Here is an 18,421-nt window from a genome sequence, read left to right as displayed (position 1 = left end):
CCAACATCTCATTTTTGCCTAAAGGAATACGACAATGACTGATAATACTGCTACGCCTTCATCTGCATCATCGCCATACACTATCGCTAAATTTGGTGGCACCAGTGTTGCTAACTTTTCAGCAATGGAGAAGTGTGCAGATATTATTCTTAAACAAAAATCAGTGCGTGTTGTCGTTCTTTCGGCATCTGCAGGAATCACTAATTTATTAATTGAACTTGCATCAGGGACTGAACTTTCACAACGAGAAGCTTTACTCTCACAAGTACGTGATATTGAGTATGCGATTATCAACCAGCTTTCTCAGCCAGAAATTATTTCTCAAGAAATAAATCGTCTGCTTGAGAATATTGAGATGCTCTCAGAAGCAGCGTCGCTAGCCACATCTGATGCATTGACAGATGAATTAGTCAGCCACGGTGAATTAATGTCAACATTGCTCTTTGTTGAATTATTGCGTGAAAAAGGTATACAAGCAGACTGGTTTGATGTCAGAAAAGTGATGAAAACCAACGATCTGTTTTGCCATGCTGAACCTGATATGATGCAATTAACAGAGCTCACACAAAGCCTTATTCAACCTCGTTTAGAAGAAACAGTGATTGTCACTCAAGGTTTTATTGGCCAAGAGCCAAAAGGGAGAACCACAACCCTAGGACGCGGTGGCAGCGATTATACCGCAGCACTTATTGGTGAGGCGTTGGGTATGTCTCGTGTAGATATTTGGACAGATGTACCGGGTATTTACAGCACTGATCCAAGAATAGTGCCAGAGGCGCATCGTATTGATCAAATTGCCTTTGATGAAGCGGCTGAAATGGCAACCTTTGGCGCTAAAATTTTGCATCCAGCCACATTATTACCAGCTGTTCGTAGCGGTATTCCTGTTTTTGTTGGCTCAAGCAAAGCCCCCGAAGAAGGTGGTACTTTAGTGTGTGCACAAACAGAGAATCCACCTGTATTCCGTGCAATTGCACTGCGTAGAAAGCAAACGTTACTCACGTTACATAGTCTGAAAATGCTTCATGCGCGTGGCTTCTTGGCTGAAATTTTTACCATTTTATCGCGCCACCATATTTCGGTTGATGTGATAACCACCTCTGAAGTAAGCATTGCATTAACTCTCGATACAACAGGAACCACCAGCGCATCAGGTAGTTTATTAACCAATGCACTCTTAACGGAACTATCCGCATTATGTCGTGTTGAAGTTGAAGAAAATTTGGCTCTGGTTGCGATTATCGGTAATTCACTCTCACAAGTGAATGGCTTAGGAAGCCAGATTTTTGGCGCATTAGAAGATTACAATATTCGTATGATAAGCCATGGTGCAAGTACTCACAATTTATGTTTATTAGTTGATGGCAAAGATGCCGATAATATTGTGCGTAAATTACATGATACACTGTTTTAATTAATTAATAATTTCAATATATAGAAGAGAGATAACACATTATTTCTCTTCTATTTTTCATACTTTGCATTAAAAATGCTTCATTTTTAATAAACCCGATAACCACCATATTTTTTTGCAAATTGATTAAATTTACCAAAATCAATTAAGGCAATCTCTAAAGTTTTATGCGAAAGATGAGACATTTTTGCAATTTTTTCAACAAAAACTCGGTTATCTTCCAGCAACTTAGCGGTAAGCGTAGCAGCAATGATTTCACACTCATTTGGTGTGACAATCCAACCATCATTGGTAGCAAATTTATGAATAGGGATATGACCTTCTTTGTCACTTTCTTTGGCTAATAATGCCTCTTCTTCTTTCATTGCCTGTTTAAATAATTCTATTTCTTCTTCAACAGGCTCTGGAGAGGTAGGAATTTTATGATAAATATAGTCTCCCACTTCTTCGATTCGAGCCGGCGTCATTTCTGCTTTTAGCCAAATATTATCAAATGCTTTTTCGTCTAAAATTGCCTCTGTATCTAAACTTCCTGTTAATTGCATCAGATTTAAAAAAGCATTAATTAACACTTCATTTAAGGGATATCCCCCTTTCGCTAAAGAAGGAAAAGGTATTTCAGTGCCAGTAGGAGGCGTTTTCTGAAGATACAAAGTATAACTCATCGTCATGTCCTTTTTTCTGATACAGGCTTATAGCTTATACACCTTTAATAGGAACTGCGAGAGAAAATAACAAGGGGATATCTCGATCCCCATGGTATTTATTATATTGTTGAGATCTCAGAATTAAGAGAAATTAAGACTCATACCCTAAATTAGGAGCAAGCCAACGTTCAACTTCACTGACGCTCATCCCTCGGCGTTGTGCATAATCTTCAACCTGATCTTTTTGTATTTGAGCAACAGCGAAATATTTACTATCAGGATGACTAAAATACCAACCCGATACTGACGCCCCAGGCCACATGGCATAAGCATCAGTCAATTTCATCCCAATGCGATTTTCAACATCAAGTAATTGCCAAATTTTGGCTTTTTCCGTGTGTTCAGGGCAAGCAGGATAACCAGGCGCAGGTCGTGTTCCTTGATATTTTTCTCTAATTAATTCGTCATTAGAGAGGTTTTCATCAGGGCTGTAGCCCCAAATTTTCGTTCTGACTTGCTGATGAAGATATTCGGCAAAGGCTTCTGCTAATCTATCTGATAATGCTTTTACCATAATTTTATTATAATCATCATGGGCATTATCATAAGCATTCGCGAGAGTATCTTCTTCTAATCCGCCTGTTACTGCAAAAGCACCGAAGTAATCAGCAATACCACTTTCTGCGGGTGCAATAAAATCCGCTAAACAGTAATTAGGAAACTCTTTTTTCTCTGTTTGCTGACGTAAATGGCAGCTATATAACAACGGTTGTTGCCTAGTTTCATCGCGATAAATCACAATGTCATCACCGACACGATTAGCTGGAAATATCCCAACAATTCCTTTTGGTGTTAATAATTTTTCACAACTTAATTTATCCAGCATCGCATTTGCATCAGCAAATACACGCTTAGCCTCTTCACCAACCACATCATCTTCTAAAATACGTGGGTATTTTCCAGCTAAAGACCATGTCATAAAGAAAGGGGTCCAATCGATATATTCACGCAATATTTCAATACTTGCTGTGATCTCTTGCACTCCTAATTGATTAGGTTTTGGCGGTGTGTAATTTTGCCAATCAATTTGTAGCGCATTGTTTCGCGCAACCTCTATAGAAACGGGCGGTGTACGAGGTTTTTTTCTAGCGTATTGCTGACGTACGACTTCGTATTCCCGTCGTGTTTTAGCAACAAAATCGGCTTTTTGTGTTTCAGATAATAGTGCAGCAACAACACCTACAGTTCTCGATGCATTTTGTACATAAACAGTAGGATGACTATAATTCGGCTCTATTTTTACGGCAGTATGTGCTTTAGACGTTGTTGCTCCCCCAATCATTAAAGGTAAAGAAAAACCGCGCCTTTCCATCTCTTTGGCAACATTCACCATTTCATCAAGTGAAGGTGTGATAAGTCCTGAAAGACCAATAATGTCGACTTTTTCATCAATTGCTGTTTGCAAAATTTTATCGCAAGGCACCATCACACCTAAATCGATAATTTCGTAGTTATTGCACTGCAAAACCACACCCACAATATTTTTACCAATATCGTGAACATCCCCTTTTACGGTAGCCAGTAAAACTTTACCTGCGGATGTACCCGCTTGTTTTGTCGCTTGAATATAAGGTTCAAGATAAGCAACGGCTTGTTTCATCACCCTTGCTGATTTCACAACTTGAGGTAAAAACATTTTACCTTCGCCAAATAAATCTCCAACAGTATTCATGCCATTCATCAATGGCCCTTCTATGACTTCAATCGGGCTTGATGCTTGTTGTCGACACGCTTCGGTATCTTCAACAATAAATTCAGTGATCCCTTTCACTAACGCGTATTCTAAGCGTTTTTCTACATCCCATTGTCGCCATTCTGCCAACTGATGATTTTGCTCATCACTTTTACTACCGCGATAACGCTCAGCAAGTGCTAATAAATTATCAGTACTCTCTTCATGACGATTTAATATGACATCTTCTACTGCGTTACGCAGTTCATCCGGTAATGAGTCGTAAATGGCAAGTTGCCCTGCATTCACAATTCCCATATCCATGCCATTTTTAACGGCGTAATAGAGAAAAACAGAGTGAATAGCCTCACGAACGGGATCGTTACCTCGAAATGAAAATGAAACGTTAGAAACACCACCAGAAATTAAGGCATAAGGTAGTTGAGACTTAATATCCGCACAGACTTCAATAAAATCAACAGCATAATTATTATGTTCAGCAATACCGGTTGCCACAGCAAAAATATTAGGATCAAAAATAATATCTTCAGGTGGGAAACCTGCCTGTTCTGTGAGAAGTTGATAAGCTCGGCGACAAATTTCAATTTTGCGCTCTCGAGTATCCGCTTGCCCCACTTCATCAAATGCCATAACAACAACTGCTGCACCATATTTACGTACTAATTTAGCGTGTTCAAGAAAAGGTTTTTCTCCCTCTTTCATTGAAATAGAGTTAACAATGCCTTTGCCTTGAATGCATTTTAATCCCTCTTCAATCACTTCCCATTTAGAAGAATCAATCATCACAGGAACTTTAGCAATATCAGGCTCACCCGCAATCAGATTTAGAAAACGTGTCATGGCTTCAACTGCATCTAACATGCCTTCATCCATGTTGATATCAATGATTTGAGCACCATTTTCAACTTGCTGACGCGCAACATCTAACGCCTCTTGATAGTTTCCTTCTTTTATTAAACGTTTAAATTTAGCCGATCCTGTAACATTGGTTCGTTCACCCACATTCACAAACAGTGAATTCTCATCAATGATTAATGGCTCAAGACCTGAAAGGCGGCATGCTTTTTTCAAGGTTGGTAATACTCTTGGTGCAATACCTTCTACTGCTTGTGAAATAGCAAGAATATGCGCAGGTGTTGTTCCGCAACATCCACCTACAATATTAAGAAAACCCGCTTGTGCCCACTCTTTAATTTGCTCAGCCATTTCTTGAGCATCTAAATCATAGCCTCCAAATGCATTAGGCAAACCAGCATTAGGATGAGCACTAACATAAGTTTCAGAAATTTGTGAAAGTGTTTGAATATATTGGCGTAATTCTTTAGGGCCTAACGCGCAGTTTAAACCAAATGAGAGCGCATCAGCATGACGTAAGGAGTGATAAAATGCTTCTGTTGTTTGACCCGTTAGGGTTCTTCCTGAAGCATCTGTAATGGTACCAGAGATCATCACAGGTAATTCAATATTGAGCGATTCAAACTCACATTTAATCGCAAAAATAGCCGCTTTCGCGTTTAGTGTGTCGAAAATAGTTTCGACCATAATTAAATCAACACCGCCTTTAATTAACCCACGCGTTGCTTCTCGATAAGCCTCCACCAGTTTATCAAATGAAACATTACGAAAAGCTGGATCATTAACATCAGGGGATATAGATGCCGTTCTGTTTGTTGGCCCTAAAACACCCGCAACATAGCGAGGTTTATCCGGTGTTAAAGCACTCCATTTATCTGCACAGGCTCTCGCTAATTTTGCAGCCTCTTCATTCAACTCAAAACAGAGTGACTCCATGTGATAATCAGCCATCGCGATAGAAGTCGAGTTAAAGGTATTGGTTTCAACAATATCAGCACCGGCTTGAAAATAAGCATCATGTATATCAGCAATGATCTGAGGTTGTGTTAAGACTAAAAGATCATTATTCCCTTTAACATCACAATTCCAATCAGCAAAACGTTCACCTCGATAATCGACTTCTGTAAGTTGATATTGCTGGATCATCGTCCCCATTGCGCCATCAAGTACTAAGATACGTTTTTCTAATGCTTCCACCAGTTGTTGTTTTATGTTTGCCACGTTATTTCCTCTTAATCGAGAATGCTTTTGTGCTTATTTTTTATCGTTATTTCGTTGTTTTTTTATCCTACCATATCTTTTTGCAAAGATTTCTAAGACGAAGATGAGAGATTTTCACTTAGTGATAAACGCTTTTAATAAATATTTCTTATCACACATATTGTTTTGAAAAATGCGGTGATCGGAGGAGTTTTATTACGCGAGATAGTTCATAATAGATATTAATATGGATAGCATTTCTGGAGTGTATACATGACAGTTTCCCCTACAAATAAAAAAGTGCGTAAGACAAAAACAACTGCCACTCAAAGCACTACACAAGGAGGCCCTGTTCAATCGTTAAGTCGCGGACTTACACTATTGGAATATATTTCCGAATCTCCGGGTGGTATCACTCTGACCGATCTCGCATTTCAAGCAGGATTACCCAATTCCACAACACATCGCCTACTCACGACACTTCAACAACATGGTTTTGTTCGTCAAGTCGGAGATTTAGGCTTATGGGTTGTAGGCACTCACGCCTTTATTGTTGGCAGTAGCTTTCTACAAACTCGCAATCTTTTGGTCATGGTGCATCCTATTTTACGTCAGTTGATGGAAGATTCTGGCGAAACCGTTAACCTAGCTATTCTTGACCAAATTGAATTTGATGCAGTAATTGTCGATCAGGTGCAATGTAATGCGCTAATGAGAATGTCAGCGCCTATTGGCGGTAAATTACCGATGCATGCATCTGGTGCAGGTAAAGCATTCCTTTCTACTTTAGCAGATAATAAATTACTGCCTTTGCTCCAGAAGAAAGGTCTAATGGCTTATACACCTCACACCCGAACACTCCCTTCATCCTTAAAAGAAAATTTAGAGCAGGCTCGCAAACAAGGTTTTTCTTTCGATGATGAAGAACATGCTTTAGGCCTGCGCTGTATAGGTGCTTGTATTTATGATGAACACCACCAGCCTTTTGCGGCTATTTCACTTTCAGGCCCTGTTTCTAGAATGACGGATTCGCGTATCACTGAATTAGGCGCAATGGTTATCAAAGCAGCAAAACAAATTAGCCGTGAATATGGCGGTGTAAAAAGTTAACCCAATTTCTCCTTCCTTGTCATCAACAGCAAGGAAGGTATTTTCCAAAATAAAACGATTCAGCTTTGCAAAAAAGCGACTTTTATCTCTTTATTCCCATCAAATATTAAAAAACTGTTACTTATCACCTTAAAAAATTGATGTCGATCACAGATGTTGTTTAAGACGAATTAAGAGTATTGCAACTCTTCTTGTTACCCGTAACAATGTTACCGGTAACAAATACTATAGCGAATTTAAAGATCCTCTTTTGAAAGCCAATAGTAACGCTCATCACCCTTGTGTGAATAAAGGAAGTATCATTATGAACCCTAAAAATCATGACCCTATTCAGAACGACGTTGTTCCCCTTAATGAGACAGTAAAGCAGGTGACTGAGCGCATTATTGCTCGCTCATATGCAACTCGTCGTGCTTATCTGAAAAAAATTGAAGCTGCAAAAAGTCAAACCGTACATCGTGCTCAGTTGGCTTGCGGTAATTTAGCTCATGGTTTTGCTGCTTGTCAGGCTGATGATAAAAATCGCCTGAAAAATATGGTTCATAATGATATTGCCATTATCACGGCTTACAATGATATGTTGTCGGCTCATAAGCCGTATGAAGATTATCCTCAAAAAATTAAAAAAGCATTACATGCTGTTGGTGCCGTAGGACAAGTAGCAGGCGGTGTTCCAGCAATGTGCGACGGTGTCACACAGGGACAAGATGGTATGGAGCTATCGCTCCTAAGTCGTGATGTTATTGCAATGTCAGCGGCAGTTGGTTTATCCCATAATATGTTTGATGGTGCACTCTATTTAGGGATCTGCGATAAAATCGTTCCCGGACTGACTATGGCCGCTCTCTCTTTTGGTCATCTTCCTGCCATTTTTGTTCCAGCAGGCCCCATGACTAGCGGTTTGCCAAATAAAGAAAAAGTCCGTATTCGCCAACTCTATGCAGAAGGTAAAGTTGATCGTAATGCGTTGTTAGAAGCCGAGGCGGCATCTTATCATAGCATTGGAACCTGTACTTTTTACGGTACAGCAAACTCTAATCAAATGGTCATGGAAATGATGGGATTACATCTACCCGGCGCTTCTTTTGTCCATCCAGATACGCCATTGCGTGATGCATTAACAGATGCTGCGGCAAATCAGATTGTACGATTAACAGAAAACTCAGGTAATTATCTTCCTATCGGTCAGTTAGTTGATGAAAAAGTCATTGTTAACGGCATTATTGCGCTACTGACAACAGGTGGTTCAACTAATCTAACCATGCACTTAGTCGCCATGGCACGCGCAGCAGGGATTATAATTAATTGGGATGATTTTTCTGAACTGTCTCAAGTTGTTCCTCTTATTGCACGCATTTATCCTAATGGGCCTGCCGATATCAACCAATTTCAAGCAGCAGGCGGCATTGCACTGATCATTCGTCAATTACTGAAAAAAGGCTTAATTCATCGTGATGTAAACACTGTTGCTGGATTTGGTATTGAGCGATATACCTTAGAGCCTTGGTTAAATGACGGTAAACTTGATTGGCGTGAAGGCGCGATAAGCTCTTTAGATAAAGATGTGATTGCCGATATAAATACCCCATTCTCATCGCATGGTGGAACACAAGTAATGCAGGGTAATTTAGGTCGAGCTGTAATGAAGACCTCAGCAGTGCCTGATGAAAACAAAATCATCGAAGCGCCTGCCATTGTGTTTAATAGCCAACATGATATCGCCGCTAAGTTTGAAGCCGGCGAGTTAAATAAAGATTGTGTGGTTGTTGTACGTTATCAAGGACCGCAAGCGAATGGTATGCCTGAATTGCACAAACTGATGCCACCTTTAGGTGTATTAATGGATAAAGGCTACAAAGTAGCATTAGTTACAGATGGTCGACTTTCAGGCGCTTCAGGTAAAGTTCCCGCAGCAATTCATGTTACACCAGAGGCTGTTAATAGAGGTTTATTATCCAAAGTACGTGATGGTGATATCATTCGTGTTAATGGTAAAACAGGTGAGTTAACGTTGCTTGTCGATGAGCAAATATTAAATGCTCGCCAAGATGAAATTCCTGATTTAAGTGCCAATAATACAGGCTGTGGTCGTGAGTTATTCGTTAATTTACGCCGTCATTTATCAGGTGCTGAACAAGGTGCTTGCTGCATTGATTTTTAATATAGCAAGTTTGAGGCTTAACGAGGAGCAGATTGCATTTATTTGCTCACCACTTTCTGATTAGGAAATACAATCATGGATCATTGGAATACAAGTGCAGAGTCTGTACTAAAATCAGGGCCTGTTGTTCCTGTTATTGTTATCAACCATATTGATGATGCCGTCCCTGTAGCAAAAGCTTTAGTCGCCGGTGGCGTAAAAGTTTTAGAAGTGACATTACGTACAGAATGTGCAATTGAGGCTATCCGCCGTATTGCAAAAGAAGTGCCTGAAGCTATTGTTGGCGCGGGTACAGTAATTAATCCTCAACAATTAGCACAAGTCACTGAAGCCGGTGCTCAATTTGCTATTAGCCCTGGATTAACAGAAGCATTACTCAAAGCAGCCGTTGCGGGAACTATTCCTTTAATCCCAGGTATTTCAACAGTTTCTGAATTAATGCTGGGAATGAGCTACGGTTTAAATGAATTTAAATTTTTCCCAGCAGAAGCTAATGGTGGGGTCAAGGCATTAAAAGCAATTGCAGGCCCATTCTCAACAGTCCGTTTCTGCCCAACTGGTGGCATTTCACCTGAAAACTACCGTAATTACCTTGCACTTGAGAGCGTACTTTGTATTGGTGGTTCTTGGTTAGTGCCTAACGATGCAGTGAAAGCAGGTGATTTCAAACGTATTACCGAATTAGCTAAAGAAGCCGTTGCAGGCACTCAACGTTAATTATCTCAATACAAAAATAGGTTTTATCCAATAAAGGTAGGTATCCCCTTGTACCTATCTTTATTTTTATCTTTTCGTGACTGCTCCCCGCCCTGTCGGGCGAGGCTTCCCACTTCTTAGACCGCAACCGTCTGTGTGACGGATTTACGCTGGCCTCCATGGGCAGAAACGACGAGTCCCGCCGCTTGTAATTCCAGTATGCCCTTGCGTTCGATGTTGATCGCCACGTTGATATCGCGGTCATGCTCAATTCCGCATTCAGGACATTGCCAGATGCGTTTATTTAACGGCATCTCCGGCATTTTCTTATATCCCCGCCCGCATTGGGCGAGGGTTTACGGCGTTTTTCGCTAAGGCAATTTATTAAGTAAATCGCTTAGTTTGGGAATAGGCATAAACATCTTCGATATACCCTTCTTTAATTTTTTGCTGTTGCTGTTGCCAATATTCTGGTGATAAAAGCTCATGATGTTGAGCTTCAAAATAGTGGCAAACTCGCTTATCACTACATAAAAAATAGCGAAATTCTTCAGGAAATACATCATTGAGTGCAACGCTATACCAAGGCTCACTTGCTAATTCATCTTCAGGGTAACGAGCAGGAGGGATCGCACGAAAATTCATATCTGTCATATAACTAATTTCATCATAGTCATAGAAAATCACACGATGATGTCGAGTCACACCAAAGTTTTTAAACAGCATATCGCCGGGAAAAATATTCGCCGCAATAAGCTCCTTCAACGCCTGCCCATAATCTTCAACAATAGCTTTAAGTTGATTGTCATCGCACTGCTCCATATAGATATTGAGCGGTATCATTCTCCGCTCCATATAAAGATGACGGATCAATATCTTATCGCCCAGATCTTCCAATTTATTGGCGATCTCTTGTTCAAAGATCGCCATTAATTCAGGGCTAATTCTTTTCTTCTCGATCATAAAATTCTCAAACTCTTGGGTATCTGCCATTCGCCCAACACGATCGTGCTCTTTAACCAATTGATAGCATTCTTTTACACGCTCTGCCGTGATCGTTTTTTGTGGTGCAAACTTATCTTTGATCACTTTAAAAACACGATCATAAGTTGGTAATGTAAAGACCAACATCACCATCCCCTTTACACCAGGAGCTTCAATAAATTGCTCTGATGAAAAATTCATAAAGGCAAGGTATTCACGATAGTATTCTGTTTTGCCGTGTTTTTGACACCCTATCGACATATAAAGCTCCGCAATAGATTTGCTCGGTAAGATATCTCTTAACCACGCGACTAATGCAGCAGGAAATGGGGCATAAACCATAAAATAAGAGCGGGCAAAACCAAAGACAATACTCGCTTCATCTGCCGAGATAAGGCAGGTATCAATCAGTAATTGTTGTTCAACATTATGAATGGGTAATAAGAATGGAATATATTGATCATTAATCACTATTTTGCCAATCAACCAAGCCGCTTTATTACGATAAAAGAGTTCATTTGCGATATGAAATACCGCACTCTGTAATTGTTCAGAAGAGAACTGAGCGGTAAGTACGTTACAAATAGAGTGAATATCACGTTGTTTATTTTGCCACGGTAGTCGCAAAGGTAAACGTGATAAAATGTCTTGCAATAATGCGGGTAAATCACTCTGAATAACAAACTGCTTTGATAACGGTCGAGGCGCTTGTGTAAAGCGGTAAGCTGGCTGTGATGAAAAAACAAAGAGGTTTTTTTTATTCAACTCACGATGGTAAAACAGACGACAATAAACAGAATTAAAAAAACTCTCTGCAATCTCAAATCGAGGGTAATTGGGTAATAATTGCGTATAGTTATCTTTCACCTTTTGTAAAAAAAGACTATCTTTATCAATATCATGTCGAATACATTTAAGTTGCTCAACGACTAATCCAACATGATTATCATATAAACGGATGCGCTCTTTCATCGCGATTTGCACACCATGCCAATCCGCTTGCTCAAAACGATATTGTGCCCCTGACGTTATCTCAAGGAAGCGACCATATTGGGCATCAAAGCCTTGTAAAATTGTTTGAGCAATTAAATCTTCTGGCGTCATTAGCAACCTCACGAAAAAGAGGAGCATCCTGCTCCTGAATTATCACCACAAAAACAGATAATAATATTTTTGGATCTTAGAATTGCTGTTCTTCTGTTGAGCCTGTTAGTGCCGTCACCGAAGACATGCCACCTTGAATAATCGTCGTGACTTTATCAAAATACCCTGTTCCGACCTCTTGCTGATGCGATGAGAAGGTATAACCTTGATTAAGTGCCGCAAACTCTTTTTCTTGCACTTTCTCAACATAATGTTTCATACCTTCGCCCTTAGCATAATCATGAGCCAGATCGAACATGTTGAACCACATGCTGTGAATGCCTGCTAACGTAATAAATTGGAATTTATATCCCATTGCGGAGAGTTCATCTTGGAAATGCGCTATCGTGCGATCATCTAGGTTCTTTTTCCAGTTAAAGGAAGGAGAACAGTTGTAAGCCAACATTTTCCCTGGATATTTATCGTGGATAGCTTCAGCAAACTTAGCCGCCATTTTCAGATCAGGTAGCGATGTTTCACACCACACCAGATCGGCGTAAGGAGCATAAGCAAGCCCTCGACTAATAGCTTGATCAATACCTGCATGAGTACAGAAAAAACCTTCAGGTGTGCGTTCTCCAGTTAAGAACGAACTATCATAAGGATCGCAGTCTGAAGTCAAGAGATCGGCTGCATCGGCATCCGTTCTTGCAACAAGTAATGTAGGCACATCAGATACATCTGCGGCTAAACGTGCAGCAACCAGCTTTTGAACAGCCTCTTGGGTCGGAACAAGTACTTTTCCCCCCATATGACCGCATTTTTTCACTGCTGCTAACTGATCTTCAAAGTGAACACCTGCTGCTCCCGCCTCAATCATCGCCTTCATTAATTCAAAGGCATTTAATACTCCCCCAAAACCGGCTTCCGCATCAGCCACAATAGGAAGGAAAAAATCAATATAATCTTTATGTTGAGGACCAATGCCATTTGACCACTGAATTTGATCGGCTCGTCTAAAGGTATTATTAATACGTTGGACAACATTAGGAACAGAATCAACTGGATATAGCGACTGATCAGGGTACATGCTTGCAGCTGTGTTGGCATCAGCAGCGACTTGCCACCCTGAAAGATAAACAGCTTCTAATCCTGCTTTTGCTTGTTGCAATGCTTGCCCACCCGTTAAAGCACCCAATGCATTAACATAGCCTTTCTTCGATTTTCCATTTAATGATGACCAAAGCCTTTGTGCACCACGTCTTGCTAAGGTATGTTCTGGGTTAACCGAACCTCTTAATTTAATAACATCTTCAGCGCTATAAGGACGAGTAATACCTTTCCAGCGAGGTTGTTCCCACTCTTTCTCTAATTGGGCGATTTGCTCTGATCTACTAATAGTCATAAAAACAGCTCCTATAAATACGGTAGTGATGATGTTTGCAGTTTATAAATACGTTGTGACGTATCTTTTTTAATTTAAAAGTTGGTAACCCGGTAAAGTCAGAAAATCGACTAATTCATCTTGGGTTGTGATCTTATCCATTAAAGAAGCCGCTTCTTTAAAACGCCCTTCTTCAAAACGAGTATCACCGACTTCTTGATGTATCACTTCAAGCTCTTCTCTCAGCATTTTACGAAAGAGATCTTTGGTCACGACTTGTCCATCAGACAGTGTTTTTTGATGGCGGATCCATTGCCATATAGAGGTACGTGATATTTCTGCTGTTGCTGCATCTTCCATTAATCCATAGATAGGTACGCAACCATTACCAGAAATCCATGCTTCGATATATTGCACAGCAACACGGATATTCGCTCTCATGCCTTTTTCTGTACGTTCACCGGCACAAGGTGCTAATAACATTTCTGCCGTTATTTTTTCATTACGTTGCACATCGAGCTGATTAGAGCGGGTTCCCAATACGGCATCAAAAGCAGACAATACCGTTTCAGCAAGACCTGGATGAGCAATCCAAGTGCCATCATGGCCATTTGTTGCTTCAAATTCTTTATCATCAAATACTTTTTTCAAAATAATGCCGTTCTGCTCTGGATCTCGACTTGGAATAAATGCAGACATTCCGCCCATAGCAAAAGCACCACGTTTATGGCAAGTCTGGATCAGTAAACGCGAATAAGCACTTAAGAAAGGTTGAGTCATCGTGATCCCCTGTCTATCAGGTAAGACACGATCAGGATAATTTTTTAATGTTTTGATATAGCTAAAAATATAATCCCAACGACCACAATTAAGCCCAACGATATGCTCTTTCATATGAAAGAGGATTTCTTCCATTTGGAAAACTGCGGGTAAGGTTTCGATTAATACAGTGGCTTTAATGGTTCCTGTTGCTAAACCAAAGCGCTTTTCAGTGAAATGAAAAACATCGCTCCACCATTTAGCTTCTTGCCATGTTTGCAATTTAGGAATGTAAAAATAAGGACCACTCCCTTTTTCTAATAGGGCTTTGTGGTTATGGTAAAAATACAAAGCAAAATCAAATAATCCCCCTGCAATAGGCTTCCCTTTCCATAACACATGCTTCTCAGGAAGGTGAAGTCCTCTTACTCGGGCAATCAATACTGCAGGTGACGCTTTAAGTTGATAGCATTTGCCTTGTTCATTGGTATAAGAAATAGTGCCTTTGACGGCATCGCGCAAATTGATTTGACCATCAATCACTTTATCCCACGTAGGTGCTAAGGAATCTTCAAAGTCCGCCATAAACACTTTCACATTAGCATTTAATGCATTGATAACCATTTTTCGATCAACTGGCCCTGTTATTTCAACACGACGGTCTTGAAGATCTTTGGGTATGGGGTTAACTTTCCACTCTGATTTTATAATGGAATCTGATTCCGAAATAAAATTAGGAAGCTCACCATTATCAACTCTGTGTTTCCAGCTATCTCTTTCAGCTAATAAAGCATGGCGTCTATCTGAAAAATGATTTAACAAGTCAGTCAAAAACAACTTAACATCATGATTTAGTATCTCTTTTTCCTGTTCACCAAAAGATTGCGTAAAATTTAATTCTTCTGTAGTTAACGATTGTGACATTCTGCATTCCCCTAAAAGCGTTTACACACCTGATTAAGATTAATGCAGTTTTTACAAAAATCAAAAATGAATTCCATTTTTATTTAAATAATTTTTAACATTGTGATTACACCGTTGTTTTTTTATTGTACAAAAATCGGAATTACAAAATAATTCGAGCATTTTGGAAGAGATCGAGAATAGACAGAGAAAAGGAATGTTAATGTTTGATAATTTTGGCTATATAGCTTTTTCTTATATGAATATTCTTCATACACAACATGAAGACCTCGACATTCAAAAGGTTATTAGCTAAATTCAGGCTTCTAGATGTCTAGATGCTTTTTAGAGGTTATTAAAATGCCAATTAGAGTCCCCGATGAGCTACCCGCAGTCAGTTGTTTACAAAAAGAAAATGTCTTTGTTATGACATCCAGTAGAGCGAGCATTCAAGATATTCGGCCATTAAAAGTGCTTATCCTTAATTTAATGCCAAAGAAAATAGAAACAGAAAATCAATTTCTGCGATTACTTTCTAATAGCCCTCTTCAAATCGATATTCAATTATTGCGTATTGACTCTCGTATACCTAAAAATACTCCAGTAGAACATCTCGATACTTTCTACTGCGATTTTGACCAAATTAAAGAACAAAATTTCGATGGACTTATCGTCACAGGTGCACCATTAGGACTAGTGGAATTTAAAGATGTGACTTATTGGAATGAAATAAAAGAAGTCATTACATGGGCTAAAGAGCATGTAACTTCTACACTCTTTATTTGCTGGGCGGCTCAAGCTGGATTGAATATCTTATATAACCTGCCTAAATACACACTAGAACAAAAAATTTCAGGCGTATATAGTCATAACACTTGTTCACCATTTTCACTGTTAACTCGTGGATTTGATGAGACTTTTTTCGCTCCACATTCTCGTTATGTCGGTTTTCCTATCGACCTTATTCAAAACAATACTGATTTAGAGATCCTTGCAACTTCAGAAGAAGCGGGTGCTTATTTATTTGCATCAAAAGATAAAAGAGTCGTTTTTGCAACAGGGCACCCAGAGTATGATCCCAATACACTAGCAGATGAATACCATCGTGATATGAAAGCAGGACTAGATCCTCAATTACCAGAAAACTATTTTCCTAATAATGATCCGAATAAAAAACCTATTGCTTCTTGGCGTAGCCATGGTCATTTGTTGTTTGCAAATTGGTTAAACTATTATGTTTATCAGATAACACCATTCGATCTTACCCAAATGAATCCAACATTAGATTAAACAAAAACCCCAAAATCAATTTGGGGTTTTAAGATAATCACTTACCAAACTAAGAATTATTTATAACGATGAGCTAACGCGTTAGCTGCAACCATTGCATTATAAACATCTTCTTCAGTCACTCTCATTGGCATATTACCCATAGTGTCTCCTTCAGCACAGGCAATCTTAGCAACAGTGCGCCATTCACTTTCAATAAATTCCTTCATGCCCATATCTTCAAGTGTCAGTGGTAATTCTGCCGCTTTAATAATACGGATCACTTCATCAATTTCTTCTTGTGGTGCATTTTCTAACACTAATTGAGTTAATAAACCGAATACTACTTTTTCACCATGTTGAACATGGTGTAAAGACTCAACCGCAGACATACCATTATTTACTGCATGAGCAGCAGCTAAACCACCGGCTTCAGCACCAACACCACTAAGGTAGATTGTTGCTTCAATTGTTTGTTCTAATGCAGGAGTAGTAATTTTATGGCGAATAGCGTCCATAGCTTTATCAATGTTTTCACTTAACATTTCAAAGCAAAGCTGTGCTAAGCCAAGACCTGTACGTGATGGACGTTGATTGACTAAATTTAAGCCGTCTGCTTGATAGCAAGCACGTGCTTCAAAGTAAGTGGCTAGGGCATCACCAACACCTGCTGAAAAAAAGCGTTGTGGGGCAGAGGCAATAATAGCGGTATCTGCGATAACAACGTCTGGGTTTTGTGGTAAGAACAAATATTTATCAAACTCACCATTTTCTTTATATAACACAGACAATGCCGTACAAGGAGCGTCAGTTGAAGCGATAGTCGGAAATAAAATAACAGGAATATGCTGATAATAAGCAACGGCTTTAGACACGTCTAATGTCTTACCTCCCCCAATACCAATAATCACGTTCGCTTTATTTTCAACCGCAATTTTACCAAGGCGATTAACTTCTGCCTCAGTGCATTCATAATTAAATTTTTCAACCTGTGAAACAATGCTATTTTCTTTTAGAGAAGGAATGGCTTCTTTAGTTACTTTTTCTAAAAAAAACTCATCACTAATAATAAATGCGTTATCACCAAAATCTTTTACATATTTACCGACAGAAGACAGTAATTGACTACCAATAAAGAATTTTTTTGGTGAGGTTACAGAACGAGGTAATATAGATGACATAACTAAATTCCTTTATTTTAGATTTTGCTACACACAATAGCAGAATTAGTATTTTATCTTACCTCTCATCATAATATGAATCTAGTAAACTCTCTAATAGTCATTATCTAAATCATTTTCGTTAATTATTTTTAATTTATATAAAACAAATAGTTATTTTATATTCTTTTAAAAAACAGATTATCTACGTATTTATCACGATAATAAAGGCATCACGACGGTGATGCCATAAAAAGTACAACACAATAAATCGTTATTTGATATACAGTCATGCTATATTCACGATATAACAATATATTATTTTATTAAGGTGATTTCTTGTGGAAGACGCTGTTATTCTCGTAGATAAAAATGATAATGAGCTGGGAACGATGCCAAAGCTTGAAGCTCATATTGTAGGCGCCTTACATCGAGCCTTCTCAATATTTATTTTTAACTCAAAAAAGCAATTACTTATTCAACAACGTGCAATATCCAAATACCACTCTGGTGGTTTATGGGCAAATACATGTTGTAGTCACCCGCTTCCAAATGAATTACTTTCAGATGCTATTCATCGTCGTTTAAATGAAGAATTAGGCATGAAATGTGATATGCAATCTATCGGCACTATTCTGTATAACGAAAAAGTGACAGATGATCTGATAGAACATGAATTTGATCATCTATTTCTTGGGTTTAGTAACGAATTACCCCAAAGCAATCCAGATGAAGTGATGGATTACCGCTGGCTCTCTCTCGATTCTCTTTATCAAGATATTGAAGAGAATGCACAAAATTACAGTGTTTGGTTTCGTTATATATTAAATCGGATGGGAATTGAGCAATTTTCTCGTTGGAGCCAAGGTATTATTTAGCAATTATCTTATTAACAAACTAAATATAAAATAAATTACTCATTTTTTAAAAACCCCAAACGCAAAAAAGCCAACCCAGTGGGTTGGCTTTCTCGTCTTATTTAATGCCTGGCAGTTCCCTACTCTCACATGGGGAGACCCCACACTACCATCGGCGCTACAACG

The 18,421-nt window shown here is 39.1% G+C and carries 12 protein-coding genes and 1 pseudogene; 6 read left to right on the top strand and 7 right to left on the bottom strand.

Annotated elements, in window-relative coordinates; all coding sequences use genetic code 11:
• Positions 1-34: 34 nt before the first annotated feature.
• Positions 35-1,414 (top strand): lysine-sensitive aspartokinase 3, encoded by a 1,380-nt coding sequence (gene lysC / locus QSH13_RS16285; RefSeq protein WP_109407059.1) that lies wholly within the window; start codon positions 35-37, stop codon positions 1,412-1,414.
• Positions 1,415-1,500: 86 nt separating this feature from the next.
• Here the strand turns inward: lysC and QSH13_RS16280 are convergent, their stop codons facing one another.
• Both QSH13_RS16280 and metH read right to left on the bottom strand, forming a co-directional pair.
• Positions 1,501-2,079: a hypothetical protein gene (locus QSH13_RS16280; RefSeq protein ID WP_235376110.1), complete on the bottom strand. Its 579-nt coding sequence runs from the start codon at positions 2,077-2,079 to the stop codon at positions 1,501-1,503.
• Between the two features lie 133 nt (positions 2,080-2,212).
• On the bottom strand, positions 2,213-5,890 hold the full coding sequence (metH, locus tag QSH13_RS16275; RefSeq protein ID WP_109398356.1) for a methionine synthase: 3,678 nt from the start codon (positions 5,888-5,890) through the stop codon (positions 2,213-2,215).
• 252 nt (positions 5,891-6,142) lie between these two features.
• Between metH and iclR the strand changes: the two genes are divergently transcribed.
• The 3 genes from iclR to QSH13_RS16260 all read left to right on the top strand — a co-directional run bounded on the left by iclR (position 6,143) and on the right by QSH13_RS16260 (position 9,857).
• The gene (gene iclR / locus QSH13_RS16270) at positions 6,143-6,979 is read left to right on the top strand and encodes a glyoxylate bypass operon transcriptional repressor IclR (RefSeq protein WP_286039373.1); all 837 of its coding nucleotides are present in this window, start codon (positions 6,143-6,145) and stop codon (positions 6,977-6,979) included.
• A 304-nt stretch (positions 6,980-7,283) separates the two neighbouring features.
• Positions 7,284-9,140 (top strand): phosphogluconate dehydratase, encoded by a 1,857-nt coding sequence (gene edd, locus QSH13_RS16265; protein ID WP_286039374.1) that lies wholly within the window; start codon positions 7,284-7,286, stop codon positions 9,138-9,140.
• A gap of 75 nt (positions 9,141-9,215) precedes the next feature.
• Positions 9,216-9,857 (top strand): bifunctional 4-hydroxy-2-oxoglutarate aldolase/2-dehydro-3-deoxy-phosphogluconate aldolase, encoded by a 642-nt coding sequence (locus tag QSH13_RS16260; RefSeq protein ID WP_109398359.1) that lies wholly within the window; start codon positions 9,216-9,218, stop codon positions 9,855-9,857.
• Between the two features lie 116 nt (positions 9,858-9,973).
• On the opposite strand, the pseudogene QSH13_RS16255 reads toward QSH13_RS16260, so the two are convergent.
• From QSH13_RS16255 to aceB, 4 genes and pseudogenes are all read right to left on the bottom strand, one after another.
• Positions 9,974-10,162 (bottom strand): annotated as a pseudogene (locus QSH13_RS16255) (zinc ribbon domain-containing protein); the annotation flags it as partial.
• Between the two features lie 58 nt (positions 10,163-10,220).
• Complete coding sequence (aceK, locus tag QSH13_RS16250; RefSeq protein WP_369961870.1) at positions 10,221-11,930, bottom strand: bifunctional isocitrate dehydrogenase kinase/phosphatase; 1,710 nt, start codon at positions 11,928-11,930, stop codon at positions 10,221-10,223.
• A gap of 70 nt (positions 11,931-12,000) precedes the next feature.
• The gene (gene aceA / locus QSH13_RS16245) at positions 12,001-13,308 is read right to left on the bottom strand and encodes an isocitrate lyase (protein ID WP_072065199.1); all 1,308 of its coding nucleotides are present in this window, start codon (positions 13,306-13,308) and stop codon (positions 12,001-12,003) included.
• Between the two features lie 69 nt (positions 13,309-13,377).
• Complete coding sequence (gene aceB, locus QSH13_RS16240) at positions 13,378-14,970, bottom strand: malate synthase A (RefSeq protein WP_286039375.1); 1,593 nt, start codon at positions 14,968-14,970, stop codon at positions 13,378-13,380.
• Between the two features lie 339 nt (positions 14,971-15,309).
• Here aceB and metA point away from each other — a divergent pair, with 339 nt between their 5' ends.
• Positions 15,310-16,239 carry a homoserine O-acetyltransferase MetA gene (gene metA, locus QSH13_RS16235; RefSeq protein WP_286047525.1) on the top strand — a complete coding sequence of 310 codons (930 nt, stop codon included), beginning with the start codon at positions 15,310-15,312 and terminating at the stop codon, positions 16,237-16,239.
• Between the two features lie 56 nt (positions 16,240-16,295).
• Here the strand turns inward: metA and QSH13_RS16230 are convergent, their stop codons facing one another.
• Complete coding sequence (locus QSH13_RS16230) at positions 16,296-17,399, bottom strand: glycerol dehydrogenase (RefSeq protein ID WP_109398363.1); 1,104 nt, start codon at positions 17,397-17,399, stop codon at positions 16,296-16,298.
• Between the two features lie 320 nt (positions 17,400-17,719).
• Here QSH13_RS16230 and idi point away from each other — a divergent pair, with 320 nt between their 5' ends.
• The gene (gene idi, locus QSH13_RS16225) at positions 17,720-18,256 is read left to right on the top strand and encodes an isopentenyl-diphosphate Delta-isomerase (protein WP_109398364.1); all 537 of its coding nucleotides are present in this window, start codon (positions 17,720-17,722) and stop codon (positions 18,254-18,256) included.
• Positions 18,257-18,421: the final 165 nt, after the last annotated feature.

The sequence above is a fragment of the Proteus faecis genome (genome assembly GCF_030286765.1).
GTDB lineage: Bacteria > Pseudomonadota > Gammaproteobacteria > Enterobacterales > Enterobacteriaceae > Proteus > Proteus faecis.
This window is presented reverse-complemented; position numbering and strand designations above follow the sequence as displayed.